Source organism: Ensifer sp. EB106-03-01-XG145, assembly GCF_058792075.1.
The window spans coordinates 1,154,562-1,180,255 of sequence record NZ_JBYTEC010000001.1; the positions used below are offsets into that span (position 1 = coordinate 1,154,562).

The window sequence follows — 25,694 nt, forward strand, 5'->3', positions numbered from 1 at the left end:
TCAACCAGCGTTATCGCTGCATGATGAACGGGCAGGCGAAGCGCTCGCCGACGGTGATCTGCGTGCCGCAATCGTAGCGGCAGGTCTTGAACTGCCCGTTCGAATCCTGGCTGTTGAGATTGCAGATCGTGGTCTGAGGCTGCATGCCGCCGCCCTGCTGGTTCTTGAAGTAGTCGGGCATCTTCGGCTTCTCGTCGATACCCGACTGGGGCGAGGTTCCGAGCAGCGACGTCAGCAGGGTCAGTGCGAGCAGCATGGGCTTACCTCGGTCTTAAACGTCAGGTGGCGGGCATACGAGAGTTTCGTCTCCACTCGCTGCACCAATCATATCATGATCCAGCAATGTAGGTGGCGTCTCGGGATGTTTTTAGACGCAGGTCCGCTTTTCAGGGATTATTGACTGCGATCATCGCCCGCCAACCTTGAGGCCGGGGGCAGGGCGCTCGTCGAGGATCTGGCGGCGGAAGCGGAAGAGGGCGGCCGGGCGCCCACCGGTCGAAGACAGTGTCATGCCTGTCGGTTCCACCAGCTCCGCACCTTCGACGAGGCGGCGGAAATTCTGCTTGTGCAGGTGACGGCCGGAGATCGCTTCGACGGTCGCCTGCAGGTCGGTCAGCGTGAACTCCGGCGGCATCAGTTCGAAGACGACAGGGCGATATTTGAGCTTGCCGCGCAACCTCGCGATCGCTGTCGCGACGATGCGGCGATGGTCATGGCGCATGGCCTGTCCGACGGTCAGAACGTCGTGGCCGTTGCCGTGGCCGTCGAGCACAGCTTCGGGCACGAGCCCGGCCTCGTAGAGCAGCTCGTAGCGCTCCAGCACCCGCTCCTCGTCCCAGGGAAAATCGTCGAGACCAAATGCCAGGCGAATGCGTGCCCGGCGGCGGGCGATCCGGGCGGCCTGTTCTTCGCCGGTGGCGCCAGTCTCCCAGCGGGCAAGCCCCGGCAGGATCGCCTGATCGAGGACCGGTGGGCGGCCCTGCCGCCAGTCTTCCCAAGGCAGGTAGCCGTACCAGTCGCGCCAGTGCGCGCCGGCTTCGGCGAGCCGCTCGGTGTTTTCGGCGTCGGTCCTGGTTAGCGCCAGATAGCCGACCGAGACCATGTGTTTGCCTTCTTCGCCCGGAAGCCGCTGCCGGCCGCGATCACCGAAGGTGTAGAGCTGTTCGATATAGCCGAGTTTCAGCGCCGTGCGCTTTTCGACGCGATCGCGCAGGCTCGTCTCAAAGGTCCGATGCAGCGCCGGATCAAAGGGGCCGAAGGGCAGGCTGTCTCGCGCGTCGCCGTCGGTTTCGCTGACGGCAAGGATCCGAGGACTGCGCTGGACGACGGCGACGATCGCCGCATTGAGGCCGATTTCGACCGTCGTCGGCTGCGTTTCAGTCGGCAACGGCTGCCCCCTCGGCAAGGAGCGGCAGGACAAAGGGTGCGTTACCATCGGTGTCCGCACCTCGGCCGATCCCGCGCACGGCGGCCATGAGCCGCCCGTTACGCTGGAGCACCGTATCACCGATCTCGATAAGCCGGCTGTTTGGCGTTGCGAAGGGCGAGGCGCGCCGCAGGCGCTGAACCAATTCTGCGTCGTCCTGGTCCGGCTCGGCGGCAAGAGCCGCGATAAGCGCCGCTGCCGGCGAACGCGAAACGCCCATCCAGCAATGGACGAGCAGCGGCCGCGCGCGATCCCATTCGCGCGCAAAGGCGACGATCTGCCGGACATGCTCTTCCTGCGGCGCGATGAGGTCACCGGTGCCGGCAAAGGTGATGTCGTTCATGCCGAGCGTCAGGTGCCGCGCCTTGGCGATGACCCCGGGGCGATGAAAGTCCTGGCCCTTGGCGACAAGGCTGATCATCTCGGTGCAGCCATGGCGAACGGCCATTTCGGCGATGCGGGCGAGCGGCGATACGACGATCTCCGGCATGTCAGATTTCCGCGCGTGCGGGCAGGCGCTCTGCTTCCAGAACCTGGAACCGTTCCGTGAACAGCCGCTGCGCTTCGACGGCCGGCAAGGGATCGATCAGCAGCGTTTCGCGGGTAATGCCGCGTGGCTGGCCGAAGAACTTGCGCGCCTCTTCGACCGAGAAGCCGGCAAGCACGGTCGCTTCGAAATAGGCGGCGACGTGGTCGGCCTTCTTGATCCGATCCTTCAATTCCTTGGAGCATTGCGCCGGCAGGCCGAAGCGAAGGTGAATGGCGCTTTCCAGCCGCTTTTCCACCGACTTGTAGCCGCCGCCGACCACCGCCTTGAACGGCGAGATCATGTCACCGATCACATATTCCGGCGCGTCATGCAGCAGTGCCAGCAGGCAGTCGTCGGTGCTGCATTTGTTGCTGCGGCGAAAGATGTCCTCGACCATCAGGCTGTGCTGCGCCACCGAGAAGGCGTGGTCGCCGGCCGTCTGGCCGTTCCAGCGGGCAACGCGCGCGAGCCCATGGGCGATGTCGCCGATCTCCACGTCGAGCGGCGACGGATCGAGCAGGTCCAGCCGGCGGCCGGAGAGCATGCGTTGCCAAGCGCGGGTCGACGTCACGCGCTTGCCTCGTCGGCGCTCGTCGGGAAGGTGAGCCCGGTCCATTCGGGCAGGACCATGGTCACCGGTACGTCACCGGCAAGCAACTGAACATCGTTCGCCATGGCTTCTCCCGCCTTGTCGATGCGCACGATCGCGAGTGCCGACTTGCCTTGAACCGTACCCAGCGTGCCGATGGACTTATCGTTCGCAGTAATCGTCGTTCCCGTCGGGGGAAGCGCGGTCTGCGCAGAGACGATCACGACCCGGCGGCGCGGCATGCCGCGGTGCTGCATCCGCGACACCACTTCCTGGCCGACGTAGCATCCCTTCTTGAAGGAAAGGCCGCCGTTCTTGTCGAGGAGAACATCATGCGGAAAAGCATCCTGCGCCACATAATCAGTGCCGGCACTCGCGACGCCCGCTGCGATGCGAATCCGCTCGAGTTCTTCGACGCCGGCCGTGTCGCCGGCTGCTTCGCCATAGGCGCGGAAGAGTGCGACGCCGGCTTTCTCGAAGCGGTGATCCCGATAAGCCCCCTCAGGCGGGGCCTCGTCAAATATCACGGTGACGGCGGCGGACGCATCGATCGAAAGGTCGACCGCCGAGCGAAGCTTGTACATCGTCAGCCGCTTCAGCAGTGCTTCCGCCTGGTCGCGCGCGGTCTCCAGCCTAAGGCAGTCGCCATCACGGGAGATCATGAAGTCGAACAGAATCTTGCCCTGCGGCGTCAGCAAGGCGCCGGGACGCGATTCATCGGGCGCCAGCGCATCGAGGTCGGTGGTGATCAATCCCTGGAGGAGATCTTCGGCGTCCTTGCCGGAGACGGCGACAATCGCGCGGTCGTCGAGGCGAACTCTGGGCATCGTTCGAATCCTGCTCGGCGGGTGGGAACCCGCTCTAACCTAGAGCATTTCCAGCAAAAGTACGTAGCGGTTTTGCGTCCGGAAATGCGTACAACAAACACCGATCACGTCGCGATCCGGGTCGACTCGACCTGGTACCATCGTGATCTCTTGGCGAAGAGGTAGGATGTTCGGAGAGGATCGGCAAGCTCGGTCGCCGGCGGTCAGTCGCCGGCGATGAAGAATTTCCACTTTCCGTCCGGCATGATGCCGACGCGGTAGAAGTTGTAGCTGCCGAACTCTTCCATGTCTGCAAAGTCCCCTGCGGTGACCAGGCGGAACAGATCGACCTTTTCCGGTGCCGTGAGCGTCGAGAGCTTCTTTTCCGCGAAGTAGGGCCAGACATAGGCCTCCTGCGGCGTGCCCTTGTCCACCAGCACGAAACCGGTCGACAGCACGTCGAGCAGGATCGCCAAGATTTCGACACCCTCTTGATCGCCCGAAAGTCCCTTCAGAATCGCGACCGGGTCCTCGTCGCCGGTGACGCCGGTGACCTGGGTTTGGGTCGGGCCCTTGCCGAGCAACGGGCGCAGGCGCTCGATATCGCCGGAAGCAGCCGCTTCGACGATCAGTTCACGCATCCGGGCAACCGGCGCCGGAATCTTGGAAACGTCTGTCAGAACCTCGACAGGCCCGGCCGTCTCAGGCTCTTCGGCCGCGGGGGCCTCGTCCTTGGTGGCCGTCGCTGACTTGTTGATCAGCGGATCGGGCATCGGGATTTCGAGCGGAAGCTTCTCTTCTTCGTCCGGCTCCTCCGCGACAGGTTCGGCCACAGGCGGCGCCGCCTTCTGGTCGCCGGTAGTGGGCTGTTCGGTGGGAACGGGTTGCGGCGCGCCCTGCAATTCGCTGAGAGCAAAGGCGGGGGAAAACGCTGCCGGGGTGCTCACGGCGACACCGGCCAAAAGCAGCGTGGCGAGGCGAACCGGAAGGGTCCGGTTTGCAAGATTCCGAATCATCGGGCAGTCCTGATATTACTGAAGCGTGCGCTGGGGCGAGAACTCGCCGGCGAGGACGCGTTCGCGAAGCGAATTGAGCATCGCTTCCGCACCGTCTTCGCCATGAAGCCGAACGGTTTCCCGCATGGCGAGCGCGATGGCCGCATCGGCGATGATTTCCGGCTCGATACCATCAGCCATGCCGTCCGCCCAGGCCTCGCTCTGGTGTTCCAGCGCAGCCTGCATTTTCTCGTGGACGATCATGTCATCGATGTCGGTCAGGCTTGGTTCCATCATTCGTTCCATGCGACTTCCATTGTGCAAGCGGTTCATTCTTTGGCCGTCCGGCTGAACTCCAACTGAACGGCTGTGACGGACTCGCCACTTCTTACCACTCTCTTAACGAACTTAGCAGCCTTTTCCCGAAACGACACGGGGTCGTGAGAAAAGAGGTTAATTTATTGCTAATTTCCAAAGCGGGCGACGATTTCTGACGCAAGTGTTGCGCCTTCGGCACGGTATCGCTGCTCGGCGACGATCGCCGGTCCCGTGCAGGTCGTATAAACAGAGGCAAAGGTGCGATACCCACGGTTGAAGGCGGCGGTCATCCTTTCGCGTCGTTTGATCTCGTCGGCCGTTTCCTTGTCGATCAATTCCTGCATCGAACGACGCCAGACATCCTCCGGCTCCTTGACGCAAAGGTTCCTGAGATAGTGAACGGAGCCGATGATTTCGGAAAGCCGGATCAACCTCTGGTCGTAGGGTGTGGGTTTCTCCTCCACGACGGCAGGGGCTGCAGCCTCGGTGGTTGCCGTCTCTTTCGTCGGCGTTTTTTGCGCCGCCGCACCGGTGGCGGCTGTCAGCGCGAGGCCGGCCAGGGCAAGCCGCGCAAGGATCGGGGCAGTGATCATGGCTCCACCAAGCCGGAATTGACGGCGGTTTCAAGGCCGCGGCCGGATTCCGTGTCGATCTCCGCGAGCCTTTCCACGCATTCGCGCACGCTGTCCGGGATCGGCAAGGCAAAGATTTCGGCCGGCGTGAACCAGCCAAGACCGGCGGCGTCGTCGCTGGCAACGGCTACCGCGTCGCCACCCGCGTCGGCTCGGAAGACAGAAAGCAGGAAATGCCGTCCTTCCGATTCCTTGCCGGGCAGGTCGTAGGTTTCGAACAGCACGGGATTGCGGGCCTCTATGCCGGTCTCTTCCAACAATTCGCGAAGCGCAGTTTCAGCCGGCGTCTCTCCGGGCTCCGCCCGTCCACCGGGAAAGGCGTACATGTCGGCCGACGGCGGGTTGGCCCGCCTCACGAGCAGGTAGCGGCCGTCGCGTTCGAGAATGACCGAGGAGGCGAGTTCAGGCTTGGTCGACATCGGGAATCAAATTGCCTCAGTAACGTTGACCCATCCTACGTGAAGTGCCACATCCGTGTCATGTGCGGACGTTTTGCGTTGACGGCGACGCCGGAAGAATTGTTGGAATTATTTGCGCTGCTGGAAAGCGAAGACTTTCCGGCGCGCTTCAACATAGCGCCCACCCAGCCGATCATGGTCGTCGTTTCCGGCGAACGGGCTCAGCCCGGCAGCAATCTTCCGGAACGCAAGGCGGTCCTCGTGCGCTGGGGGTTCATGCCCGGGTGGGTCAAGGACCCGCGTGACTTTCCGCTGCTGATCAATGCCCGCGCCGAATCGGCGATTGAAAAGGCATCGTTCCGGGCGGCCATGCGACACCGGCGCGTGCTGGTGCCGGCCTCCGGCTTCTACGAGTGGCGCCGGCCGCCGAAAGGCAGCCGCGAGCCGTCGCAAGCCTATTGGGTGCGCCCGCGCAAGGGCGGGATCGTTGCCTTCGCCGGTCTGATGGAGACCTGGTCGTCGGCCGATGGCTCGGAAGTCGACACCGCCGCCATCCTGACGACGGCGGCCAATGCCTCGATCCGGCAGATCCACGACCGTATGCCCGTCGTCATTAAGCCCGAGGATTTCGCCCGCTGGCTGGACTGCAAGACGCAGGAGCCGCGCGAGATTGTCGATCTCTTCGGCCCCGTGGCGGAGGATTACTTCGAGGCGATCCCCGTTTCCGACAAAGTCAACAAGGTTGCCAATGCCGGCCCTGACATTCAGGAGGCGGTGACGCCCAAGGTCGCGCCGGACGCTCGACCCGAGAGCAAACCGGCCGAACCGGCTAACGCACAGATGTCCCTGTTCTGAGGGTCAGGCGGGCCGCTTGGTCAGCTTGGTCGCAGGCTTCACCTTTGCCTGCAGCGCGGCGGCGAGTACGGCCTTCAGGCCGAGCGGGCGATACTGTTCGATGAGATTTGCGGATTTGGCGACGTCTTTGGTCTTTGCGGCTTTCACTTGCACTCACTCCTTGATGCTTACCTGAACCGGATACATGCCGTTCTCGTCATTCAGCGCGAAAACGACGCTCCTCCCTGTTCTCCGGAGACAGGAACCGTGGTGCAGAACCAACTACACCGCGAATCTGTTTTCCGCGTGGCGCTCTCAGATAAGCCCAATCATGACAAATCCATGGCCGCCGTTTCCCTTTCGATAGCTTACTGTGCTTGCATGCGGCTGACCTCTTGACCGAGCACAGGCGACGCGCGATAAGTGAGCCTATGAAAACGGTTATCTGCATTATCTGCCGGAAGATTATTCGCTAGCGTCCCGCTGGCCTGGCCGTTTTCGTCTCCTAAAATCCAAGATGACAAACGCGCGGGCCGCCCGGGCGCCGTGTTTCGACGGTCGTATGCATATGGAGATTGGGAATGGGCGGAGCGCCGACACTAAAGCTGTACAACACGCTGACGCGGGAGAAGGTCGAGTTCCGGCCGATCGATCCCGACAACGTCCGCATGTATGTCTGCGGCCCGACGGTCTATGATTATGCCCATATCGGCAATGCCCGGCCGGTGATTGTCTTCGATGTGCTTTTCCGGCTGCTGCGCCACGTCTATGGCGCGGAGCACGTGACCTATGCCCGCAACATCACCGACGTCGACGACAAGATCAACGCGCGGGCGCTGCGCGACTATCCGACCCTGCCGCTCAATGAAGCGATCCGGCGGGTGACAGAGAAGACCGAAACGCAGTTTCTGGCGGACGCCAAATCGCTCGGCTGCCTCGATCCCGACGTGCAGCCGAGGGCGACCGACAACATCGCGCAGATGATCGATATCATCGAAAAGCTGCTTGCCAAGGCGCATGCCTATCAGGCGGGCGGCGAGGTGCTGTTCGATACCAAGTCGATGGCCGACTACGGTCAGCTTTCAAAGCGCAACCTCGACGAACAGCAGGCCGGCGCCCGCATTGCCGTGGAAGTGCACAAGAAAAATCCCGGCGATTTCGTGCTGTGGAAGCTTTCGGCCGACAACGAGCCGGGCTGGGACAGTCCGTGGGGCAGGGGCCGTCCGGGCTGGCATATCGAGTGCTCGGCGATGAGCAAACGTTATCTCGGCGAGGTCTTCGACATTCATGGCGGCGGGCTCGACCTGATCTTCCCGCATCATGAAAACGAGATCGCCCAGTCCCGTTGCGCCCACGGCACGCAAGTGATGGCGAATGTCTGGATGCACAACGGCTTCCTGCAGGTCGAAGGCCGCAAGATGTCGAAGTCCGAGGGCAACTTCGTCACCATCTACGAATTGCTGCACACGGAGAAGTTTGCCGGTCGCCAGTGGCCGGGCGACGTGCTGAGGCTTGCCATGCTGATGACGCATTACCGCGAACCGATCGATTTCTCGGTGAAGCGGCTGGAGGAAGCCGAGCACCTGCTTTCGAAATGGCCGGTGCCGGGCGAGGCGAAGGGCGAGGCCGATCCGCCCGTCGTGGCGGCGCTCGCCGACGACCTCAACACCGTCGCTGCGGTTCAGGCGCTCCATGCGCTCGCCCAGAAGGCGGCGGCCGATCCGAAGCTGCTCGGCACCTTCGCCGCCAGTGCTGCGCTGATCGGCGTTGTGCCTGAGGCGGTCGAACTCGACGAGGGCGTGGTACGCGACATCGACGGCCGTGTCCGCGCCCGCCTGGAACTGCTGAAGGCGAAGAATTTCGCCGAGGCCGACAAGATCCGCGACGATCTTCTCGCCCAGGGCATCCAGCTCAAGGATGGCAAGGATGCGGCAACCGGCGAGCGTGTGACGACCTGGGACATCAAACGGTGATCGCGAGCCCGGCGGCGAGTTTTGTCCGATCCCTTTGAGCGGGATCGGACAATGCCTCCAGGAACGGCGGAAACGCGGAGAGCATGCATGAAAGAGGAGTTCGTGCGATGATCGACCACACGGGCATTCCCGTCTCGGATTTCGACCGGGCGCGGTCGTTCTACGACAAGGCCTTCGCTCCGCTCGGCGCCTCGCTGCTGATGATGGTGCCGGTGGAACATACCGGCGGCGTCAAGGTTGGCGGCTATGGCCGCGAACGGCCGGTCTTCTGGTTGCACGAGGCGACGACCGGTCCGGGACGGCACTATGCGTTTTCGGCAAGAAGCCGCGCCGAAGTCGATGCCTTCTACGAGGCGGCGATGGCGGCCGGCGGGCGCGACAACGGCAAGCCCGGGCTTCGGCCGCACTATCACCCCGATTACTACGGCGCCTTCGTACTCGATCCCGACGGCAACAACATCGAAGCCGTCTGCCACGCGCCGGCTTGAGGAGGGGTTGCGATGAGTCTCGACAACAGGCCCTATTATACCGGAGGCTGTCAGTGCGGCGCGGTCCGCTTCCGCGTCGAGGGCAAACTTGGTGACGCATCCGTCTGTCATTGCCGCATGTGCCAGAAGGCGAGCGGCAACTTCTATATGCCCTTGGTTTCCGTTCGCGGCGCACATGTCACCTGGACGCGCGGCGAGCCGAAGCGCTTTCAGTCGTCAAACGCCGCGCGACGCGGCTTCTGCGCCGATTGCGGCACGCCGCTGACCTACGAGGCACCGGATGGCATGGCGCTCGCCATCGCCACCTTCGACGAGCCGCAGGGCATCGTGCCCACCATCCAGTGGGGCATCGAGGGCAAGCTGCCCTATGTCGATCACGTGGCCGATCTGCCGGGCGTTCATACGATGGAAGATCCGGACGCGATCGAATTTCTGACCAATCTCGTTTCCTACCAGCATCCCGACCACGACACCGAAACTTGGCCCCCGGAGGAAAGTCGATGAGCGAAAACGTTCGAACAGGCGGATGCCAATGCGGCGCAGTCCGTTTCCGTATCCGGGGGCAGCTTGGCCGTCCGTCGATCTGCCATTGCCGCATGTGCCAGAAGCAGTTCGGCTCGTTCTTCTCGGCGCTGGTGACGGCGCCGAAGGATGGCGTCGAATGGGTACGGGACGAGCCGAGCTACTTTCAGTCCTCGGTCAACATCGATCGCGGCTTCTGCCCGAAATGCGGCACGCCGATGACCTACCGGCACCCCGGCGGCCTCGAGATCGCGATCGGCACGTTTGACGATCGCACCGATCTCGCGCCGAAAATCCAGGTCAATCACGCGTCGCGGCTGCCCTGGGTCGATACCATCTTCGAACAGCCGGTGCTGGAGGATCAGGACTTCTATGCGCGGCAGGAGAGCATCATCTCCTTCCAGCACCCGGATCACGAGACCGAGCAATGGCACCCTTCGGGGGCATTCCGGTGACCATCGCCCGCATCTATACCGGTGGATGCCAATGCGGCGCCGTCCGCTACCGTGCCGAAGGCACGCTCGCGGATCCGCATATCTGTCATTGCCGCATGTGCCAGAAGGCGGCCGGCAACTATTTCATGCCGCTGGCGAATGTCGCGCGCGACAGTTTCGATATTACCCGCGGCCAGCCGTCCTGGTTCCGCTCGTCGCATCTGGTTCGACGCGGCTTCTGCAGCGACTGCGGCACGCCGCTGTTCTATGACATGCCGGATGCGGATTTCATCAATATCACGCTCGGTTCGCTCGACGATCCGGATGACGTGTTGCCCGTCTATCAGGCCGGCGTCGAGTCTCGTGTGCTGTGGTTTTCGCGGCTCGCCAGACTGCCCGAAAAAGAGACGGATGACGGCAGCGAGGTGTCCGCCACCCGCCATCTGATCATACTCGAAACGAACCGCCAGCACCCGGACTACGACACCGTGCACTGGCCGCTGACGAAAGACTGAAAATGACGACTGTACTGCGTACGCTCTACCCGGAAATCGAACCCTATGCATCGGGCCACCTCGATGTCGGCGACGGTCACGTGATCTATTGGGAAAAGGTCGGCACGCCAGGCGCCAAGCCTGCCGTCTTCCTGCATGGCGGACCGGGCGGCACGATTTCTGCCAACCATCGTCGCCTGTTCGATCCGGCGCTCTATGATGTGACTTTGTTCGACCAGCGCGGCTGCGGCAAGTCGACTCCGCACGCGAAGATCGAGGCCAACACCACATGGCATCTCGTCGCCGATATCGAGCGGCTGCGCGCACAGGCTGGGGTCGCCAAGTGGTTGGTCTTCGGCGGCTCCTGGGGATCGACGCTGGCGCTCGCCTATGCCGAGAAGCACCCGGAGCGGGTTTCGGAACTCGTGCTGCGCGGCATCTACACGCTGACGAAGGCCGAGCTCGACTGGTACTATCAGTTCGGCGTCTCGGAGATGTTCCCGGACAAATGGGAGCGGTTCATCGCGCCGATCCCGGAAGACGAACGGCACGAGATGATGCACGCCTACCACCGCCGCCTGATGAGCGACGACAAGGCGACGCGTCTTGCCGCCGCCAAGGCCTGGAGCATCTGGGAAGGCGAGACGATTACGCTGCTGCCGGAACTGTCGACGAGCGCACCTTTCGCCGACGACGAATATGCCGATGCCTTCGCGCGCATCGAAAACCACTTCTTCGTCAATGCCGGCTGGATGGACGACGGCCAATTGTTGCGGGATGTTCACCGGCTTCGCGGAATTCCCGGCGTCGTCATCCACGGGCGCTACGACATGCCGTGCCCGGCGAAGTACGCCTGGCAGTTGCACAAGGCCTGGCCGGGGTCCGAGCTCCATCTGATCGAAGGGGCAGGGCACGCCTATTCCGAGCCCGGCATTCTCGACCGGCTGATCCGGGCGACGGACCGATACGCAGGCAAGACCGAGTAAGACCAGCAAGAACCGAGCATTTGGACGATTAGCCATGACCAGGGAACGCATCTACCTCTTCGACACGACGCTACGGGACGGGCAGCAGACGCCCGGCATCGACTTTTCGGTCGAGGACAAGATTGCGATTGCGGGTCTGCTCGACGCGTTCGGCATGGACTACATCGAGGGCGGCTATCCCGGCGCGAACCCGACCGATACCGAGTTTTTCACGCGCAAGCGCACGCAGAGGGCATCTTTCGTCGCCTTCGGCATGACCAAGCGCGCCGGGGTTTCGGCGTCGAATGATCCGGGCCTCGCGGCCCTGCTTGCCGCAAAAAGCGACGCCATCTGTCTGGTAGCCAAGAGCTGGGACTATCATGTCGAGGTCGCCCTCGGCTGCACGAACGAGGAAAACCTCGACAACATCCGCGCTTCTGTCGAGGCGGTGGTCGCCTCCGGTCGTGAGGCGATGGTCGACTGCGAGCATTTCTTCGATGGCTACAAGGCCAACCCGGCTTACGCGCTCGCCTGCGCGAAGACCGCTTTTGAAGCCGGCGCCCGCTGGGTTGTGCTCTGCGACACCAATGGCGGCACGCAGCCGCCGGAGGTGCGCGAGATCGTCACTGCTGTGATCGCTGCCGGCGTGCCGGGCGCCAATCTCGGCATTCATGCCCACAACGATACCGGCCAGGCGGTCGCCAACTCGCTGGCGGCGGTGGAAGCCGGCGTGCGCCAGATCCAGGGAACGCTGAACGGAATCGGCGAGCGTTGCGGCAACGCCAATCTCGTCACGCTGATCCCGACGCTCGCGCTCAAGGAGACCTATTCCAATCGCTTCGAAACGGCGATCGATGCCGATCGCCTGCAGGAATTGACGAAGCTCGCCCATTCTTTCGACGAGCTGTTGAACCGCTCGCCGGACCAGCAGGCGCCCTATGTTGGCGCATCGGCCTTTGCCACCAAAGCCGGCATCCATGCTTCGGCGCTGCTCAAGGACCCGCGCACCTATGAGCACGTCGCGCCGGAAAGCATCGGCAACCTGCGCAAGGTCATGGTCTCCGATCAGGGCGGCAAGGCCAATTTCATCAACGCGCTGAAGCGCCGCGGCATCGTCGTCAGCAAGGACGACCCGAAACTCGACAAGCTGATCGCCATCGTCAAGGAACGGGAAGCGACCGGCTATGCCTATGAGGGGGCGGATGCGAGCTTCGCGCTGCTGGCAAGCCGCATCCTCGGCACGGTGCCGGATTTCTTCCACGTCGAAAGCTTCCGGGTGATGGTCGAGCGCCGCTTCGACGCCAACGGCCATCTGAAGACCGTATCGGAAGCGGTGGTGAAGGTGGTGGTCGACGGCGAGACGATGATGTCGGTTGCCGAAGGCCATGGCCCGGTCAATGCGCTCGACCTGGCGCTGCGCAAGGACCTCGGCAAGTACCAGTCGGAAATCGAAGATCTCGAACTGGCGGACTATAAGGTCCGTATCCTCAATGGCGGCACCGAGGCGATCACGCGCGTGCTGATCGAGTCGACTGACGGGACCGGCGCACGCTGGTGGACGGTGGGCGTCTCCGACAACATCATCGACGCCTCGTTCCAGGCGCTGATGGACAGCATCATCTTCAAGCTGTTGAAGAACCGCGACCATGTCGGCCTGATTGCCGCCGAATGACGTCGGCGGCGAGGTAGGGCAGGCTCCGCTGCGGTGGGATGATAAGCAAAACTCACCATCTCTTCACGGAAATGAATTGGTGCATTCCCGGGCGTTGGAGTAGGACGCATCCGTGGGAGGCTTTGTCGGTTGGTAAGCCGCGCCTTCCCTTCAGCACCGCGCGTCTTATCCGACGCGCAAAGGTCGCTGTAGCACTTTGAATTGCTGCATGTTTTTGTCCTTAAATCGGATGCGATTTAAGGACGCATGCAGGAGCGACCGGAGAGCGGCCCGTTGCCACCACGGCTCCGCCAAACACACCAGGAAAAGATGTTATGGCTGAGCCGAACGCGAAAGCACCCGCCGAAAATACCGATTCCGCGAGAGGCTTTGCCTTCGCGCTGACCGCCTATCTGCTTTGGGGCTTTCTGCCCTTCTTCATGAAGGCCGTCGCACACATTCCGGCGCCGGAAGTGGTGGCGCACCGGATCGTGTGGTCGGTGCCGCTCGCGGGTCTGGTTCTGCTTTGGCTCGGTCGTACCGATGACATCAAGGTGGCGCTGCGCTCGCCGCGCATGCTGCGCATGGCGGCGTTGACCGCCGTGCTGATCACCATCAACTGGGGCATCTATGTCTGGGCGATTGGCGCCGGCCGCGCGATCGAGACGGCGCTCGGCTACTATATCAACCCGCTGTTTTCGATCTTCCTCGGCGCGGTGCTGCTGAAGGAAAAGCCGAACCCGGCGCAGATGGTTGCGATCGCGCTTGCGGCATCGGCCGTCGCCGTGCTCGCCTTCGATGCCGGCGGCCTGCCGTGGGTGTCGATCGGCCTTTGCCTGTCCTGGGGCTTCTATGCTTTCTTCCGCAAGACGCTGCCGGTCGGTCCGAACCAGGGCTTCTTCCTGGAGGTGTTGCTGCTCAGCGTTCCAGCGATCGGCTACATCATCTGGCTCGAGGCGACCGGGCAGGGGCATTTCGGCGATACTGGCACAGCCGATGTTCTCTGGCTGATGTCCTGCGGTGTCGTCACGGCCATTCCATTGATGATCTATGCCAACGGCGCCAAGCTGCTGCGGCTGTCGACCATCGGCATCATGCAGTACATCGCTCCGACGATGATCTTCCTGATCGCCGTTTTCGTCTTCCACGAGCCCTTTGGCACCGCGAAGCTCATCGCCTTCGGCCTGATCTGGGCGGCGCTGGTGATCTACTCCGGCGCCATGCTGGCCGAAAGCCGTGCGCGCCGCGCGGCATTGCAGGCGAGCCCCGCCGAGTAACGCAAGCGAATGGGACAAAAACGAAAAAGGCGCGCCGGTGAGCGCGCTTTTTTGTTGTCCGGGAATTAAAAGATCAAAGCCTGGAAATGATCTCAGCCTCGCCCTCGCGCCCGTTGCCACCACTGGCAGCAGCAAGAATGGTCGGGACGATGTCGACCGCATCATTGACGACGAGCGGCTGCACGAGGTGCGCCGTGTGTACGAAACCCTCCTCGCGCATGTGCTGCAGCAGATCCAGCATCGGCCGCCAGAAATTGTTGATGTTACCGAAGACCATCGGCTTGCGGTGACGGCCAAGCTGCGCCCAGGTCATGATCTCGACGATCTCTTCCAGCGTGCCGATGCCGCCCGGCAACGCCACGAAAGCGTCGGCCCGTTCGAACATCGTGTGCTTGCGCTCGTGCATGTCGGCGGTGACGATCAGCTCGTTCAGCTGGCCGAGCGAATGCCGGGTGGCTTCCTTGTCCATCAGGAATTCCGGGATGATCCCGGTGACTTCGCCGCCGTTGGAAAGGACGCCGCTGGCCACGGCTCCCATGATGCCGCGCGTGCCGCCGCCATAGACCAGGCGAAGACCGTGATCGGCAATCGAGCGGCCAAGTGCGCGGCCGGCTTCCATGTAAGCGTTGTCGCGTCCCGGCTGTGAACCGCAATAGACGCAGATGGATCGAATCGTGCTGTTCTCAGTGCTCATGCCCCCAAAAAACATTGCAGCGCAGCATGGGTCAAGAAAAATGAGGGGAAAGCTGGGTTTCCGGCGGTTGCGGCGCCCTTGACTGCTTGTGTGCCGAATCGCGAATCGCTAGCAATTTCAGGGATTGATTGAAGAAATCGGACGGTTCGCTTGCTGTTGCGCTATAATGAATGGCGCAAGCCCGCACCGCAGGCCGATGAGAGGGCATGCGCGGAGCGTTGCTCCGCTCCGTGTGGAGAGTGGCATGATCAAAAATAAGGCCGGCTGGGTGGCCATTACTGTCCTCGTGGCAGCGACAGCGTTGATGGTATTCGTGGTGCAACCGAACCTGCGTGGTGACGGCAAGAAGCCGGCGGACGAACCGGCCGCAGGCAACGCGAGCCAATCGAACGAGACTGCTGCTGGCACCGGCGGCCCGCAGGCGACCGAAGGAACCGCGAAGCCGCTGGACGCCAAGGCCGGTGAGGCCGAACAGACAGCCAATGCTGCGCCGACGAACGCACCCGCCGAAAATCCGGACGTGCCCGGTTTCGATGTGCTGCGCGTGGAGCCCGATGGATCGACCGTGATCGCTGGGCACGCCGAGCCCGGTTCGAAGCTCGAGATTCTGAGCGGCGACACCGTTGTCGGTACCGCCGATGTCGGCGCGACGGGTGACTTTGCGGCCGTCTTCGACAAGCCTCTGCCGGCTGGCGACTATCAGTTGACGCTGCGCAGCACCGGTGAAGACGGCACGGTGAAGAGTTCCGAGGAAGTTGCGACCGTTTCGGTTCCCAAGGACCCCTCCGGTCAACTTCTCGCCATGGTGTCGAAGCCAGGTGAGGCAAGCCGACTGATCGCGACGCCGGAAGCTGCCAAGGCCGAAAGCGAGCAAGGGACCGACAACAAGCCGGCCGAGGTCGCATCGACTGCGACGCAGACGCCGCTCGCGACCGGCGACGCATCCTCGGCTCCGGCAAAGGCGCTCGGTGTTCCCGGCTTGCAGGTGAGTGCCGTCGAGATCGAGGGAAGCAAGATGTTCGTCGCGGGCAGCGCCAGGCCGCGTGCGCTGGTGCGCGTCTATGCGGATGACAAGCTGCTCGGAGAAATGAAGGCCGACGACAAGGGCAATTTCGTCGTCGATGGCGAGATCGAGTTGACCGTTGGCAGCCACATCATCCGCGCCGATATGCTGAACGAGGATGGCACCAAGGTCGCTATGCGCGCTTCGGTTCCCTTCGACCGCCCCGCAGGCTCGCAGGTCGCCGCCGTGGCGCCGTCGGGCACGCCCTCGGCGACAGCCGGTCTTGATGGCGTACGCGCCGAGGCAGGCAAGGCGCTGGCTCTGTTGAAGGGGCTCTATGCCAATGGCAAGGTCCCGACAGGCGAGCAACTCGCCGCAGCGCGTTCCGCAACGGAGATCGCTCTGAAGTCGCTGGCCGACTTCCGGCTCGCCGACAACTCCGATCAGGCGCTGGCCGCGGCCTCGGCACGGGCGTCGAAGGCGGCAGCCGATGCGCTGGCAGCCTTGAAGGCCGCGCCGCAGGATGCGCCGAGCGTTGCTTCGGCGCTTGCCAAGGTCGACGCGAGCGTTGGTCCGGTTCTGGCCGAGCGCGGCAGCGCGACGCCGGCGTCGGACGCGCAGGCCCTGCCGAAGGGCAATGCCCCGGCGCAGGGTGAGCTGGCGAAGGCGATGGGTGCAGGCAGCGCAGTGGCGAGCGACGCCGCGACGACGCCAAGCACTGAAACTGCCGCGGCTGCTCCCCAGCAGGAAGAGCCTCAGACGGTCCAGCAGGAGCCGCTCAAGGAGAGCAAATCCTCCGTGATCATCCGTCGCGGCGACACGCTGTGGCAGATTTCGCGTCGCGTCTATGGTGCCGGCTTGCGATACACCACGATCTACCTGGCCAACCAGGACCAGATCGAAGACCCGGACCGCATTCGCCCGGGACAGGTTTTCGGTGTGCCGGATAAGGCGCTGCCGGACGATGAATCGCGCGAGATTCACAGAAAGCACATGAAACACGAGCAATAGGCAGTCGATCGCCCGCCAACAACATTGCGGCGGCGGCGATGGATGCCTATCTCTCGATCAAGGGCGGCGCCTTCAACGAGGCGCCGCTTTTCATTGAACGGTGATGACGGCGCTGTAGAGGGAAAGCACGGTGCGGCAAGGCTCGTGGGGCTCCCTAAGCCGTCAAGCAGCGCGAAACGTAAGAGCGGATCAGAACGTGGCACCCCAGAAGAAAACTGTTTCGGCCGATACGAGCAATCCGTTGCAGACGATCGCCAATCTCTGGCCCTATATGTGGCCGACGGACAGGGCCGATCTCAAGCTCCGGGTCATCTGGGCAACGGTCATTCTGATCATCGCCAAGGTCGTCCTGATCCTCGTTCCCTATTCCTTCAAGTGGGCAACCGATGCGCTGAACGGCAAGCCGGATGCCTTGGGTTTCCTGCCTCAGTTCCTCACCGGCGCGGTGATGCTGGTGCTCGCCTACAATCTCGCGCGCTTGCTGCAGGCCGGCTTGAACCAGCTTCGCGATGCGCTGTTTGCAAGCGTTGGCCAGCACGCGGTTCGCCAACTTGCCTACAAGACCTTCGTCCACATGCACCAGCTCTCGCTGCGCTTCCATCTGGAGCGGCGCACCGGCGGGCTTTCGCGCGTCATCGAGCGCGGCACCAAGGGCATCGAGACGATCGTCCGCTTCACAATCCTCAACAGCGTGCCGACCCTGATCGAATTCCTGCTGACGGCGGTGATCTTCTGGTGGGGCTACGGCTTCAGCTACCTGTTCGTGACGGCCGTCACCGTCTGGCTGTACATCTGGTTCACGGTCAAGGCGAGCGACTGGCGCATCGCCATCCGCCGCTCGATGAACGACAGCGACACCGACGCCAATACCAAGGCGATCGACTCGCTCCTGAACTTCGAGACGGTCAAGTATTTCGGCAACGAAGAGATGGAAGCCCGTCGCTTCGACAAGTCGATGGAGCGCTATGAGGCGGCGGCGACCCAGGTCTGGACGTCGCTCGGTTGGCTCAACTTCGGCCAGGCGCTGATCTTCGGCGCCGGCACGGCCGTCATGATGATCATGTCGGCGCTCGCTGTTCAGCGCGGTGAACAGACGCTCGGCGATTTCGTCTTCATCAACGCAATGCTGATCCAGCTTGCAATTCCGCTCAATTTCATCGGCTTCGTCTACCGCGAAATTCGCCAGGGCCTGACCGATATCGAGCACATGTTCGATCTGCTCGACGTACGCGCCGAAGTGGTGGATCGCCCGGATGCGAGCGAACTCGTCATCGGCAAGGGCGCCATCGCCTTCAAGGACGTGCATTTCGCCTATGATCCGGCGCGACCGATCCTCAAGGGCATTACCTTCGAAGTGCCCGCCGGCAAGACGGTCGCGGTCGTCGGCCCGTCGGGCGCCGGCAAATCGACGCTCTCCCGGCTGCTCTATCGCTTCTACGACGTGCAGGAAGGGGCCATCACCGTCGATGGCCAGGACGTGCGGACGGTGACGCAAAAGAGCCTGCGCTCGGTCATCGGCATGGTGCCGCAGGATACCGTGCTCTTCAACGACACCATTGCCTATAACATCCGCTACGGCCGGGTCTCTGCCAGCGAAGCCGAGGTCGAAGCGGCCGCTGAGGCGGCACAGATCGCCGGCTTCATCCACACGCTGCCCGAAGGCTTCCAGGCCATGGTCGGCGAGCGTGGCCTGAAGCTCTCAGGCGGCGAGAAGCAACGCGTCGCAATCGCCCGCACCATCCTCAAGGCGCCGCCGATCCTGATCCTCGACGAGGCGACATCGGCACTCGACACGCGCACGGAACAGGAAATCCAGTCAGCGCTCGACGTGGTCTCGCGCAATCGCACGACGCTCGTGATCGCCCACCGGCTTTCGACCGTGATCAACGCCGACGAGATCATCGTGCTGAAGGATGGTGTCATCGCCGAGCGCGGCACCCATGGCGAGCTGATTGACCGCGACGGCCTCTATGCGTCGATGTGGAGCCGCCAGCGCGAAGCAACGCAGGCCGAGGAGCAGTTGAAGCGCGTGCGCGAGAGCGACGATCTCGGCATAGTTACCCGCGGCGAGCCGGCGATCTGATGGCGTTTCTTTCTTTTCTGAGCGCGACGCGTTTTGTCGCTGTCTGGCGGGCGACGTTGCCCGCCAGGGCATTTCGCGCTAGTTCACGTTCCACGGAAAATCTGGAGTAGAGTTTATGAGCCTGGTCAATACGATCCGCAACACGCTCGTACCGGTGCACAAGGAAGGCTATCGCTTCGTCGCGATCTTCTTTGTCGTGTCGCTGGTGCTTGGCTTCCTGTGGGAGCCGTTGATGTGGATCGGCTTCGTGCTGACCGCCTGGTGCGCCTATTTCTTCCGCGACCCTGAACGCATGACGCCGATCGACGACGATCTGGTGATCAGCCCGGCCGATGGCCGCGTTTCGTCGATCGCAACGGTGCTGCCGCCGGAAGAGCTGAACCTCGGCTCGGAACCGATGCTCCGCGTTTCAGTTTTCATGAATGTGTTCAATTGCCATGTGAACCGTGCGCCGATGGCCGGCACCATCACCCGCGTCGCCTACCGCGCCGGCAAGTTCGTCAATGCCGAGCTCGACAAGGCCAGCCACGAGAACGAGCGCAATGGCCTGGTGATCGAGACCAAGCACGGCGCGATCGGAGTCGTTCAGATCGCCGGCCTCGTTGCCCGTCGCATTCTCTGCTGGAAGTATGAAAACGGCTCGCTGGAGGCCGGCGAACGCTTCGGCCTGATCCGCTTCGGTTCGCGCCTCGACGTCTTCCTGCCCGCAGGAGCTGAGCCGCGCGTCAGCGTCGGCCAGACTGCCGTTGCCGGCGAAACCGTGCTTGCCGAGTTCGGCTCGGCCAAGGGCCCGGTCCTCAGCCGTCGCGCATAAGGAGTGTACATGGAAGACTCTGAACAGGAAAACCCAGCCGAACCGCCGAAAGCTACCGGCGACGCGAGCGGTTCAAACGACACCGGTCGTGGTCCTCGGCTGCGCGAGATACCGCTGCGCCTGATGATCCCGAACCTGATCACGGTGCTGGCGATCTGTGCCGGTCTCTCGGGCATTCGGCTCGCCTTCGAAAACCGCATCGAGCTTGCGGTTGCCATGGTCTTGCTCGCGGCATTCCTCGACGGCATCGACGGCCGCGTCGCACGCCTCTTGAAGGCGACGTCGAATTTTGGCGGCCAGATGGACTCCCTCGCCGATATTATCAATTTCGGCGTTGCGCCGGCGCTCGTGCTTTACGTCTTCATCCTGGATCAGGCCCGCTCGATCGGCTGGATCGCGGCGCTGATCTACGCGATCGCCTGTGGCCTGCGGCTTGCGCGCTTCAACGTCATGGCAGAGCGCCAGTCCAAGGCGCCGTGGCAGTCGGAATATTTCGTTGGCGTGCCGGCACCGGCAGGCGCCATGCTGGTCCTGCTTCCGGTCTATCTCGGCCTCTTGGGATTGGCGCCCGAGCGCACCTTCGCGCTGATTGCATCGGGCTACACCGTGCTGATCGCCTTTCTGCTGGTCAGCCGTCTGCCGGTCTGGTCCGGCAAGTCGGAAAACAGCCGTGTGCGCCGCGATCTCGTCCTGCCGGCCATTCTCGGCGTCGTCTTCTATGTCGCGACGCTGATGACCTATACCTGGGAGACGATGGCAGTGACGGCCCTTGGCTACCTGATCACGCTGCCCTTCGGCGCGCGCTCCTGGCAGCGCAAGTACGGCGGCGATTGGCCGGCGCACCCGTCGACGGGTGGGGACGGCCTGCCGGGTGACAAGGACTGACTGAGTTTCAGCAAGGTACAAAAAAGGCCACCGTGGTGACACGGTGGCCTCTTTGTTTGGAAAGCGCGTCGAAGCTTACTCCGGCATCCTGTAATCGACGATCTTGTCTTCGCGGACGATATAGAGCTTGCCGGTCTCGGTCTGCTGCGGACCAACGAGCGGCAAGAGCTTGGCGGCGACCTCGGACGGATGCGGCACGGTCTCCGGGTCCTCGCCGGGCATCGCCTGCGCGCGCATCGCCGTGCGGGTGGCGCCGGGATCGACACAGAGGATGCGCAGCGGCAGGCGCTGCGTTTCGCCGGCCCAGGTGCGAGCGAGCGCCTCGACGGCGGCCTTCGATGCGGAGTAGGGCCCCCAGAAGGGCTTGCACTTATGCGCGGCGCTTGAAGACAGGATCAGCGCACGGCCGGCGTCCGATTTGATCAGCAGCGGCTCCAGCGAGCGGATCAGCCGCCAGGTGGCGTTGACGTTGATGTTCATCACCTTTTCGAACACCTTCGCCTCGACATGGCCGATCGGCGAGATCGTGCCGAGCACGCCGGCATTGGCGACCATGATGTCGAGCTTGCCCCAGCGCTCGTTGATGGCGCCACCGAGCTTGTCGATCGCTGCCATGTCGGCGAGATCGAAGGGCACCAGCGTCGCCGAACCGCCCGCAGCCTTGATCGCGTCGTCGAGTTCTTCAAGCCCGCCGACGGTGCGCGCGCAGGCGACGACATGGGCACCGGCCTTGGCCAGTTCGAGAGCGGTGAAATAGCCGATACCGCGCGATGCGCCGGTGACCACGGCCACCCGGCCTTTGAGATCGATCGTCATTTTATTGTCTGATTATCCGTTGCTGGCGAGAACCGAGAGTTTGCGGACATTGCTGGCGCCTTCCTGGTCGAGAAGGCGGGTCGGATAGTCCCCGGTGAAATAGTGGTCGGTGAACTGCGGCGCCTTCGGATCGCGCTTCTCGCCGCCGACCGCCTCATAGAGGCCGTCGATCGACAGGAATTCGAGCGAGTCTGCCCCGATGTAGCGGCACATGGAGGCGAGGTCGACATGCTGGTTGGCGAGCAGCTTGTCGCGATCCGGCGTGTCGATGCCGTAGAAATCCGGGTGGAAGATCATCGGGCTCGCGACTCGCACATGCACTTCGCGTGCACCGGCCTCCCGCATCATCTGCACGATCTTCACCGACGTCGTGCCACGCACGATCGAATCATCGACCAGAATGACGCGCTTGCCTTCGATCATCGCGCGGTTGGCTGAGTGCTTGAGCTTGACGCCGAAGGCGCGGATCTGCTGCGTCGGCTCGATGAAGGTGCGGCCGACATAGTGGTTGCGGATGATGCCGTATTCGAAGGGAATGCCGCTCTGCTGGGCATAGCCAAGGGCGGCCGGCGTTCCGCCGTCCGGTACCGGAACCACCACATCGGCTTCGACGGGCGCCTCCTTGGCGAGATTGATGCCCATGTTCTTGCGCGACACGTAAATGCTGCGGCCGCCGACGACCGAATCCGGGCGGGCGAAATAGACATATTCGAACAGGCAGAGGCGTTCCGGCTGCGATACCTCCGGCTTGCGAGAATCGATCGAGATCGATCCGTCGGGCTGGATCTCGCAGATGATCACCTCGCCGTTCTCGACATCGCGGACGTAAGTTGCGCCGATGATGTCAAGCGCGCAGGTTTCGGAGCAGAAGATCGGCTTGCCGTCGAGTTCGCCCATGACGAGCGGTCGGATGCCGATCGGGTCACGCGCGGCGATCAGCTTGGTGCGCGTCATCGCCAGCATCGAGTAGCCGCCTTCCATCTGTCGGATGGCGTCGATGAAGCGGTCGGACGAGGAGGCCTGCTTGGAACGGGCGATCAGATGCAGGACGACTTCGGTGTCGGAGGTCGACTGACAGATGGCGCCATCGGCGATCAACTGACGGCGAAGGGTGAGGCCGTTGGTGAAGTTGCCGTTGTGAGCGATCGCGATGCCGCCGACTTCAAGTTCGGCAAAGAGCGGCTGGACGTTGCGCAGCGCCACTTCGCCCGTCGTCGAGTAGCGGGTGTGGCCGATCGACATGAAGCCGGGGAGCTTTGCCAGCGTCGCCGGGTCGGTGTAGTGGTCGCCGACGAGGCCCATGCGCTTTTCGGTGCAGAACTGCTTGCCGTCGAAGGTGACGATGCCGGCGGCTTCCTGGCCGCGATGCTGGAGCGCATGCAGGCCGAGCGCCGTCAGCGCCGCCGCGTCCGAGTGCCCCAATATGCCGAAGACGCCGCACTCTTCGTGCAGTTCATCGCCTTCGAGTTCATCGTGGATTTCCATGGATCTCAGATCGGTCATCACTGTCGCCTTTGCTCCGTACCGGTGCGCATATCGTGATCAGGCCCGCCATCTTCAAGCGATCTTAGCTGAAAACGGCTGCAAGCGTTATTCCCCAAAAGGACAAAGCCCGCGGGGCGGGCTTTGTCGGCAAATCGTTCCTGTCTCAGCCGTTGGTGGCCGGTGCGTCGTCGGCGGGCGCCTGCTCCGGCGTCGTCGACGGTGTCTGGCCGGGGGTCGCCGCCGGCGCTTCGCCTTCACCTTCGCCGGTGGTGTCCTTGCCGCGCAGGCGGTCGAGAATGGTGGCGTCGGCTTCTTCAGGCAAAAGCGCGATCAGCTTGTTGCCGAGATTGTCGAGCAGCGGCTTCGACTTCGCCTGGGTTACCCAGGTCGGCTGCTGCTGCGGAGCGACGAGCCAGTTGAAGAACAGCATGGCGACGACGACCAAAAGAATGCCGCGGGCGGCACCGAACAGGAAGCCGAGGGTGCGGTCGAGCGCGCCGATGCGGCTGTCGATGATGAAATCGGCAATCCGCATTGTGATGAAGGAAATGATGATCAGCGCGACCAGGAAGATCACGGCCGCCGATCCGATCAGCGCGACGGTATCGCTGTTGGTGTACTGCTTGGCGTAGGGCAGAAGCTGCGGGTAGAGGAAATAGGCGGCCGCGGCCGCACCCACCCAGCTCGCGACCGAGAGCACCTCGCGCGAGAAGCCTCGAACCATGGCCAGGATTGCGGAAAACAGGGCGACGCCGAGAACGATACCGTCGAGAATTGTAATGGGCATTTTGTCCTTACTCCGGACCCGGTTCGTCCGGGTCTCCTCAAGCCTATCCGCCATCGGCCCTGCTTGACGTTCAGGGCATTTTCAGCCTCTTCGCGGCCCTACAGCGCCGCGCGTCCTTTCGGGCGCGCAAAGGTCGCTGTAGCGCTCAGACCTGCTGCATAACTTTGTCCTTAAATCGATCCCGATCTAAGGAATTATGCAGTCGTGGACGGTCTGCGGCATCCGCATCTTCAATCTTCGTCCTCCACCGGTCTCAGCGCGTTTCGCGATCCCGCGATGCGCGCCACCAGATCCGGCAGGCTTTCCATTTCGCTCCATCGGCCATTGCCGTTTTTCGGCAATTCGGTGGACGCGGACGGTAGGACCGCCTGCGAGAACCCGAGTTTCTCGGCTTCCTTAAGGCGTTGTGCGGTATGCGCAACCGGCCGGATGGCGCCCGACAAGCTGACTTCGCCGAAATAGACGCAATCGGCCGGAAGGGCAAGCCCGGCAAGCGATGAAACCAGTGCGGAAGCCACAGCTAGATCAGCAGCAGGCTCCGAAATGCGATAGCCGCCGGCGATATTGAGATAGACGTCGTGCTGGCCGAGGCGTACGCCGCAATGGGCTTCGAGCACAGCGAGGATCATCGACAGGCGGGCGGAATCCCAACCGACGATAGCGCGCCGCGGCGTACCGAGCGAGGTCGGCGCGACGAGCGCCTGCACTTCGACAAGAATGGGGCGGGTGCCTTCCATGCCGGCAAAGACTGCCGCACCCGGCGATTTCTCGTTGCGCTCGCCGAGGAACAGCTCCGAAGGGTTGGCGACTTCGCGCAGACCCTTGTCCGACATTTCGAAAACGCCGATCTCGTCGGTCGGGCCGAAGCGGTTCTTGACGGTGCGCAGGATGCGGTAGTGGTGGCCGCGGTCGCCTTCGAAGTAAAGCACCGCATCGACCATGTGTTCGACGACGCGAGGGCCGGCGATCTGGCCCTCCTTGGTGACATGACCGACGAGCACGACGGCGGTTCCCGTCTGCTTGGCGAAGCGGATCATCGCCTGCACGCCGGTGCGCACCTGGGTGACCGTGCCGGGCGCCGAATCGACGATGTCGCTCCAGAGCGTCTGGATCGAGTCGATGATCACGAGATCAGGTCGCTTGCCTTCCGAAAGCGTTGCCAGGATGTCCTCGACATTGGTCTCCGCGGCAAGCAGCACGTCGCAATCGGCAGCACCCAGGCGCTGCGCACGCAGACGCACCTGCGCCACGGCCTCTTCACCGGAGACATAGATGACGCGGTGGTTGCGACGCGACAGCGCTGCGGCCGCCTGCATCAGCACCGTCGATTTGCCGATGCCGGGATCGCCGCCGACGAGCAGCGCCGAGCCGCGCACGAAACCGCCGCCGGTCACCCGGTCGAGTTCCGAAATCCCGGTCTGGATACGCGGCGCGTCCTCGATCTCGCCGGAAAGCGTGGTGAGCGCCACCGGGCGGCCCTTCTTCGGCGCGCGCGTCGGACCGCCGCCGATGCCCGCTGTCGGATCGTCTTCGATGATCGTGTTCCACTCGCCGCAGCCTTCGCATTTGCCCGCCCAGCGAGTGTGGACGGTGCCGCAGTTCTGGCAGATGAATTGGGTACGGGCTTTCGCCATCAGGATCGGACTTTCGAAATCTGGGAGCCGCCGGCACATGCGAGGCGATGCCGCCGACGACAGGAGAATCACCTTTGTCGTCACATAATGCCGCGGAACGCGGAACAAAAGGTGAATTTTAGCGAAGGCCGCAAGGAATTCACGGGAAAGC

Annotated in this window: 28 protein-coding genes; 13 read left to right on the forward strand and 15 right to left on the reverse strand. The window is 63.1% G+C overall.

The window, feature by feature from the left end:
• Nucleotides 1-10: 10 nt before the first annotated feature.
• The 9 genes from AC3WWH_RS05605 to AC3WWH_RS05645 form a co-directional block, all read right to left on the reverse strand.
• Nucleotides 11-256 (reverse strand): hypothetical protein, encoded by a 246-nt coding sequence (locus tag AC3WWH_RS05605; protein WP_058320251.1) that lies wholly within the window; start codon nucleotides 254-256, stop codon nucleotides 11-13.
• Between the two features lie 150 nt (nucleotides 257-406).
• Nucleotides 407-1,435, reverse strand: a complete 1,029-nt coding sequence (locus tag AC3WWH_RS05610; RefSeq protein ID WP_057252765.1) for an NUDIX hydrolase — start codon at nucleotides 1,433-1,435, stop codon at nucleotides 407-409.
• Nucleotides 1,377-1,916 carry a tyrosine phosphatase family protein gene (locus AC3WWH_RS05615; RefSeq protein WP_057252763.1) on the reverse strand — a complete coding sequence of 180 codons (540 nt, stop codon included), beginning with the start codon at nucleotides 1,914-1,916 and terminating at the stop codon, nucleotides 1,377-1,379. Before AC3WWH_RS05615 ends, AC3WWH_RS05610 begins: the two co-directional genes overlap by 59 nt.
• 1 nt (nucleotide 1,917) lies before the next feature.
• Entirely contained in the window at nucleotides 1,918-2,526 is a 609-nt protein-coding gene (locus AC3WWH_RS05620) for a YfbR-like 5'-deoxynucleotidase (protein ID WP_057252762.1), read from the reverse strand.
• A complete protein-coding gene (gene ygfZ, locus AC3WWH_RS05625; RefSeq protein WP_058320250.1) occupies nucleotides 2,523-3,371 on the reverse strand; it encodes a CAF17-like 4Fe-4S cluster assembly/insertion protein YgfZ in 849 nt (282 codons plus the stop codon). The genes AC3WWH_RS05620 and ygfZ overlap by 4 nt, the downstream gene beginning before the upstream one ends.
• Before the next feature lie 203 nt (nucleotides 3,372-3,574).
• A complete protein-coding gene (locus tag AC3WWH_RS05630) occupies nucleotides 3,575-4,366 on the reverse strand; it encodes a hypothetical protein (RefSeq protein WP_058320249.1) in 792 nt (263 codons plus the stop codon).
• A 15-nt stretch (nucleotides 4,367-4,381) separates the two neighbouring features.
• Complete coding sequence (locus tag AC3WWH_RS05635) at nucleotides 4,382-4,651, reverse strand: hypothetical protein (protein WP_093232155.1); 270 nt, start codon at nucleotides 4,649-4,651, stop codon at nucleotides 4,382-4,384.
• Nucleotides 4,652-4,809: 158 nt separating this feature from the next.
• Nucleotides 4,810-5,256 carry a TIGR02301 family protein gene (locus tag AC3WWH_RS05640; protein WP_057252758.1) on the reverse strand — a complete coding sequence of 149 codons (447 nt, stop codon included), beginning with the start codon at nucleotides 5,254-5,256 and terminating at the stop codon, nucleotides 4,810-4,812.
• Nucleotides 5,253-5,714 carry an NUDIX hydrolase gene (locus AC3WWH_RS05645; RefSeq protein ID WP_057252757.1) on the reverse strand — a complete coding sequence of 154 codons (462 nt, stop codon included), beginning with the start codon at nucleotides 5,712-5,714 and terminating at the stop codon, nucleotides 5,253-5,255. The genes AC3WWH_RS05640 and AC3WWH_RS05645 overlap by 4 nt, the downstream gene beginning before the upstream one ends.
• Before the next feature lie 60 nt (nucleotides 5,715-5,774).
• Between AC3WWH_RS05645 and AC3WWH_RS05650 the strand changes: the two genes are divergently transcribed.
• Complete coding sequence (locus tag AC3WWH_RS05650) at nucleotides 5,775-6,548, forward strand: SOS response-associated peptidase (RefSeq protein WP_058320248.1); 774 nt, start codon at nucleotides 5,775-5,777, stop codon at nucleotides 6,546-6,548.
• Nucleotides 6,549-6,551: 3 nt separating this feature from the next.
• Here the strand turns inward: AC3WWH_RS05650 and AC3WWH_RS05655 are convergent, their stop codons facing one another.
• The gene (locus tag AC3WWH_RS05655; protein ID WP_176907119.1) at nucleotides 6,552-6,695 is read right to left on the reverse strand and encodes a hypothetical protein; all 144 of its coding nucleotides are present in this window, start codon (nucleotides 6,693-6,695) and stop codon (nucleotides 6,552-6,554) included.
• Nucleotides 6,696-7,108: 413 nt separating this feature from the next.
• On the opposite strand from AC3WWH_RS05655, the gene cysS reads away from it, so the two are divergent.
• From cysS to rarD, 8 genes are all read left to right on the forward strand, one after another.
• A complete protein-coding gene (cysS, locus tag AC3WWH_RS05660; RefSeq protein WP_057252753.1) occupies nucleotides 7,109-8,500 on the forward strand; it encodes a cysteine--tRNA ligase in 1,392 nt (463 codons plus the stop codon).
• 107 nt (nucleotides 8,501-8,607) lie between these two features.
• Nucleotides 8,608-8,988 carry a VOC family protein gene (locus AC3WWH_RS05665; RefSeq protein WP_058320247.1) on the forward strand — a complete coding sequence of 127 codons (381 nt, stop codon included), beginning with the start codon at nucleotides 8,608-8,610 and terminating at the stop codon, nucleotides 8,986-8,988.
• 12 nt (nucleotides 8,989-9,000) lie between these two features.
• Entirely contained in the window at nucleotides 9,001-9,492 is a 492-nt protein-coding gene (locus tag AC3WWH_RS05670; protein ID WP_058320246.1) for a GFA family protein, read from the forward strand.
• The gene (locus AC3WWH_RS05675) at nucleotides 9,489-9,965 is read left to right on the forward strand and encodes a GFA family protein (RefSeq protein WP_058320245.1); all 477 of its coding nucleotides are present in this window, start codon (nucleotides 9,489-9,491) and stop codon (nucleotides 9,963-9,965) included. The genes AC3WWH_RS05670 and AC3WWH_RS05675 overlap by 4 nt, the downstream gene beginning before the upstream one ends.
• Nucleotides 9,938-10,459, forward strand: a complete 522-nt coding sequence (locus AC3WWH_RS05680; protein WP_057252746.1) for a GFA family protein — start codon at nucleotides 9,938-9,940, stop codon at nucleotides 10,457-10,459. Before AC3WWH_RS05675 ends, AC3WWH_RS05680 begins: the two co-directional genes overlap by 28 nt.
• A 2-nt stretch (nucleotides 10,460-10,461) precedes the next feature.
• Nucleotides 10,462-11,424 carry a prolyl aminopeptidase gene (gene pip, locus AC3WWH_RS05685; protein WP_057252745.1) on the forward strand — a complete coding sequence of 321 codons (963 nt, stop codon included), beginning with the start codon at nucleotides 10,462-10,464 and terminating at the stop codon, nucleotides 11,422-11,424.
• 34 nt (nucleotides 11,425-11,458) lie between these two features.
• Nucleotides 11,459-13,075, forward strand: a complete 1,617-nt coding sequence (cimA, locus tag AC3WWH_RS05690) for a citramalate synthase (protein ID WP_057252743.1) — start codon at nucleotides 11,459-11,461, stop codon at nucleotides 13,073-13,075.
• Between the two features lie 314 nt (nucleotides 13,076-13,389).
• Nucleotides 13,390-14,331, forward strand: a complete 942-nt coding sequence (gene rarD, locus AC3WWH_RS05695; protein ID WP_058320244.1) for an EamA family transporter RarD — start codon at nucleotides 13,390-13,392, stop codon at nucleotides 14,329-14,331.
• 73 nt (nucleotides 14,332-14,404) lie between these two features.
• Here the strand turns inward: rarD and AC3WWH_RS05700 are convergent, their stop codons facing one another.
• A complete protein-coding gene (locus tag AC3WWH_RS05700; protein WP_058320243.1) occupies nucleotides 14,405-15,025 on the reverse strand; it encodes an LOG family protein in 621 nt (206 codons plus the stop codon).
• Nucleotides 15,026-15,269: 244 nt separating this feature from the next.
• On the opposite strand from AC3WWH_RS05700, the gene AC3WWH_RS05705 reads away from it, so the two are divergent.
• The 4 genes from AC3WWH_RS05705 (at nucleotide 15,270) to pssA (ending at nucleotide 20,821) form a co-directional block, all read left to right on the forward strand.
• Entirely contained in the window at nucleotides 15,270-17,039 is a 1,770-nt protein-coding gene (locus tag AC3WWH_RS05705; protein WP_113399295.1) for an Ig-like domain-containing protein, read from the forward strand.
• Nucleotides 17,040-17,235: 196 nt separating this feature from the next.
• Nucleotides 17,236-19,122, forward strand: coding sequence for an ABCB family ABC transporter ATP-binding protein/permease (locus AC3WWH_RS05710; protein ID WP_057252736.1), 1,887 nt, complete (start codon nucleotides 17,236-17,238; stop codon nucleotides 19,120-19,122).
• Nucleotides 19,123-19,237: 115 nt separating this feature from the next.
• Nucleotides 19,238-19,936: a phosphatidylserine decarboxylase gene (locus tag AC3WWH_RS05715; RefSeq protein ID WP_058320241.1), complete on the forward strand. Its 699-nt coding sequence runs from the start codon at nucleotides 19,238-19,240 to the stop codon at nucleotides 19,934-19,936.
• Nucleotides 19,937-19,945: 9 nt separating this feature from the next.
• Nucleotides 19,946-20,821 carry a CDP-diacylglycerol--serine O-phosphatidyltransferase gene (gene pssA, locus AC3WWH_RS05720; protein WP_093232163.1) on the forward strand — a complete coding sequence of 292 codons (876 nt, stop codon included), beginning with the start codon at nucleotides 19,946-19,948 and terminating at the stop codon, nucleotides 20,819-20,821.
• A 75-nt stretch (nucleotides 20,822-20,896) separates the two neighbouring features.
• Here pssA and AC3WWH_RS05725 read toward each other — a convergent pair whose 3' ends face one another.
• From AC3WWH_RS05725 to radA, 4 genes are all read right to left on the reverse strand, one after another.
• A complete protein-coding gene (locus AC3WWH_RS05725) occupies nucleotides 20,897-21,637 on the reverse strand; it encodes an SDR family NAD(P)-dependent oxidoreductase (RefSeq protein WP_058320240.1) in 741 nt (246 codons plus the stop codon).
• A 12-nt stretch (nucleotides 21,638-21,649) separates the two neighbouring features.
• A complete protein-coding gene (purF, locus tag AC3WWH_RS05730) occupies nucleotides 21,650-23,140 on the reverse strand; it encodes an amidophosphoribosyltransferase (protein WP_057252730.1) in 1,491 nt (496 codons plus the stop codon).
• A 145-nt stretch (nucleotides 23,141-23,285) separates the two neighbouring features.
• The gene (locus AC3WWH_RS05735) at nucleotides 23,286-23,909 is read right to left on the reverse strand and encodes a CvpA family protein (RefSeq protein WP_057252728.1); all 624 of its coding nucleotides are present in this window, start codon (nucleotides 23,907-23,909) and stop codon (nucleotides 23,286-23,288) included.
• 230 nt (nucleotides 23,910-24,139) lie between these two features.
• Complete coding sequence (gene radA, locus AC3WWH_RS05740) at nucleotides 24,140-25,543, reverse strand: DNA repair protein RadA (RefSeq protein ID WP_058320512.1); 1,404 nt, start codon at nucleotides 25,541-25,543, stop codon at nucleotides 24,140-24,142.
• Nucleotides 25,544-25,694 lie beyond the last annotated feature (151 nt).

Coding starts and splice junctions, on each gene's coding strand:
- AC3WWH_RS05635 (WP_093232155.1), bottom strand. CDS start 4,651: ATGGAACGAATGATGGAACCAAGCCTGACCGACATCGATGACATGATC.
- AC3WWH_RS05705 (WP_113399295.1), top strand. CDS start 15,270: ATGATCAAAAATAAGGCCGGCTGGGTGGCCATTACTGTCCTCGTGGCA.
- rarD (WP_058320244.1), top strand. CDS start 13,390: ATGGCTGAGCCGAACGCGAAAGCACCCGCCGAAAATACCGATTCCGCG.
- AC3WWH_RS05715 (WP_058320241.1), top strand. CDS start 19,238: ATGAGCCTGGTCAATACGATCCGCAACACGCTCGTACCGGTGCACAAG.
- pssA (WP_093232163.1), top strand. CDS start 19,946: ATGGAAGACTCTGAACAGGAAAACCCAGCCGAACCGCCGAAAGCTACC.
- AC3WWH_RS05700 (WP_058320243.1), bottom strand. CDS start 15,025: ATGAGCACTGAGAACAGCACGATTCGATCCATCTGCGTCTATTGCGGT.
- AC3WWH_RS05735 (WP_057252728.1), bottom strand. CDS start 23,909: ATGCCCATTACAATTCTCGACGGTATCGTTCTCGGCGTCGCCCTGTTT.
- AC3WWH_RS05725 (WP_058320240.1), bottom strand. CDS start 21,637: ATGACGATCGATCTCAAAGGCCGGGTGGCCGTGGTCACCGGCGCATCG.
- AC3WWH_RS05640 (WP_057252758.1), bottom strand. CDS start 5,256: ATGATCACTGCCCCGATCCTTGCGCGGCTTGCCCTGGCCGGCCTCGCG.
- AC3WWH_RS05665 (WP_058320247.1), top strand. CDS start 8,608: ATGATCGACCACACGGGCATTCCCGTCTCGGATTTCGACCGGGCGCGG.
- AC3WWH_RS05680 (WP_057252746.1), top strand. CDS start 9,938: ATGGCACCCTTCGGGGGCATTCCGGTGACCATCGCCCGCATCTATACC.
- purF (WP_057252730.1), bottom strand. CDS start 23,140: ATGACCGATCTGAGATCCATGGAAATCCACGATGAACTCGAAGGCGAT.
- AC3WWH_RS05645 (WP_057252757.1), bottom strand. CDS start 5,714: ATGTCGACCAAGCCTGAACTCGCCTCCTCGGTCATTCTCGAACGCGAC.
- AC3WWH_RS05605 (WP_058320251.1), bottom strand. CDS start 256: ATGCTGCTCGCACTGACCCTGCTGACGTCGCTGCTCGGAACCTCGCCC.
- AC3WWH_RS05670 (WP_058320246.1), top strand. CDS start 9,001: ATGAGTCTCGACAACAGGCCCTATTATACCGGAGGCTGTCAGTGCGGC.
- radA (WP_058320512.1), bottom strand. CDS start 25,543: ATGGCGAAAGCCCGTACCCAATTCATCTGCCAGAACTGCGGCACCGTC.
- AC3WWH_RS05675 (WP_058320245.1), top strand. CDS start 9,489: ATGAGCGAAAACGTTCGAACAGGCGGATGCCAATGCGGCGCAGTCCGT.
- AC3WWH_RS05615 (WP_057252763.1), bottom strand. CDS start 1,916: ATGCCGGAGATCGTCGTATCGCCGCTCGCCCGCATCGCCGAAATGGCC.
- cysS (WP_057252753.1), top strand. CDS start 7,109: ATGGGCGGAGCGCCGACACTAAAGCTGTACAACACGCTGACGCGGGAG.
- AC3WWH_RS05630 (WP_058320249.1), bottom strand. CDS start 4,366: ATGATTCGGAATCTTGCAAACCGGACCCTTCCGGTTCGCCTCGCCACG.
- ygfZ (WP_058320250.1), bottom strand. CDS start 3,371: ATGCCCAGAGTTCGCCTCGACGACCGCGCGATTGTCGCCGTCTCCGGC.
- pip (WP_057252745.1), top strand. CDS start 10,462: ATGACGACTGTACTGCGTACGCTCTACCCGGAAATCGAACCCTATGCA.
- cimA (WP_057252743.1), top strand. CDS start 11,459: ATGACCAGGGAACGCATCTACCTCTTCGACACGACGCTACGGGACGGG.
- AC3WWH_RS05650 (WP_058320248.1), top strand. CDS start 5,775: ATGTGCGGACGTTTTGCGTTGACGGCGACGCCGGAAGAATTGTTGGAA.
- AC3WWH_RS05610 (WP_057252765.1), bottom strand. CDS start 1,435: ATGGTAACGCACCCTTTGTCCTGCCGCTCCTTGCCGAGGGGGCAGCCG.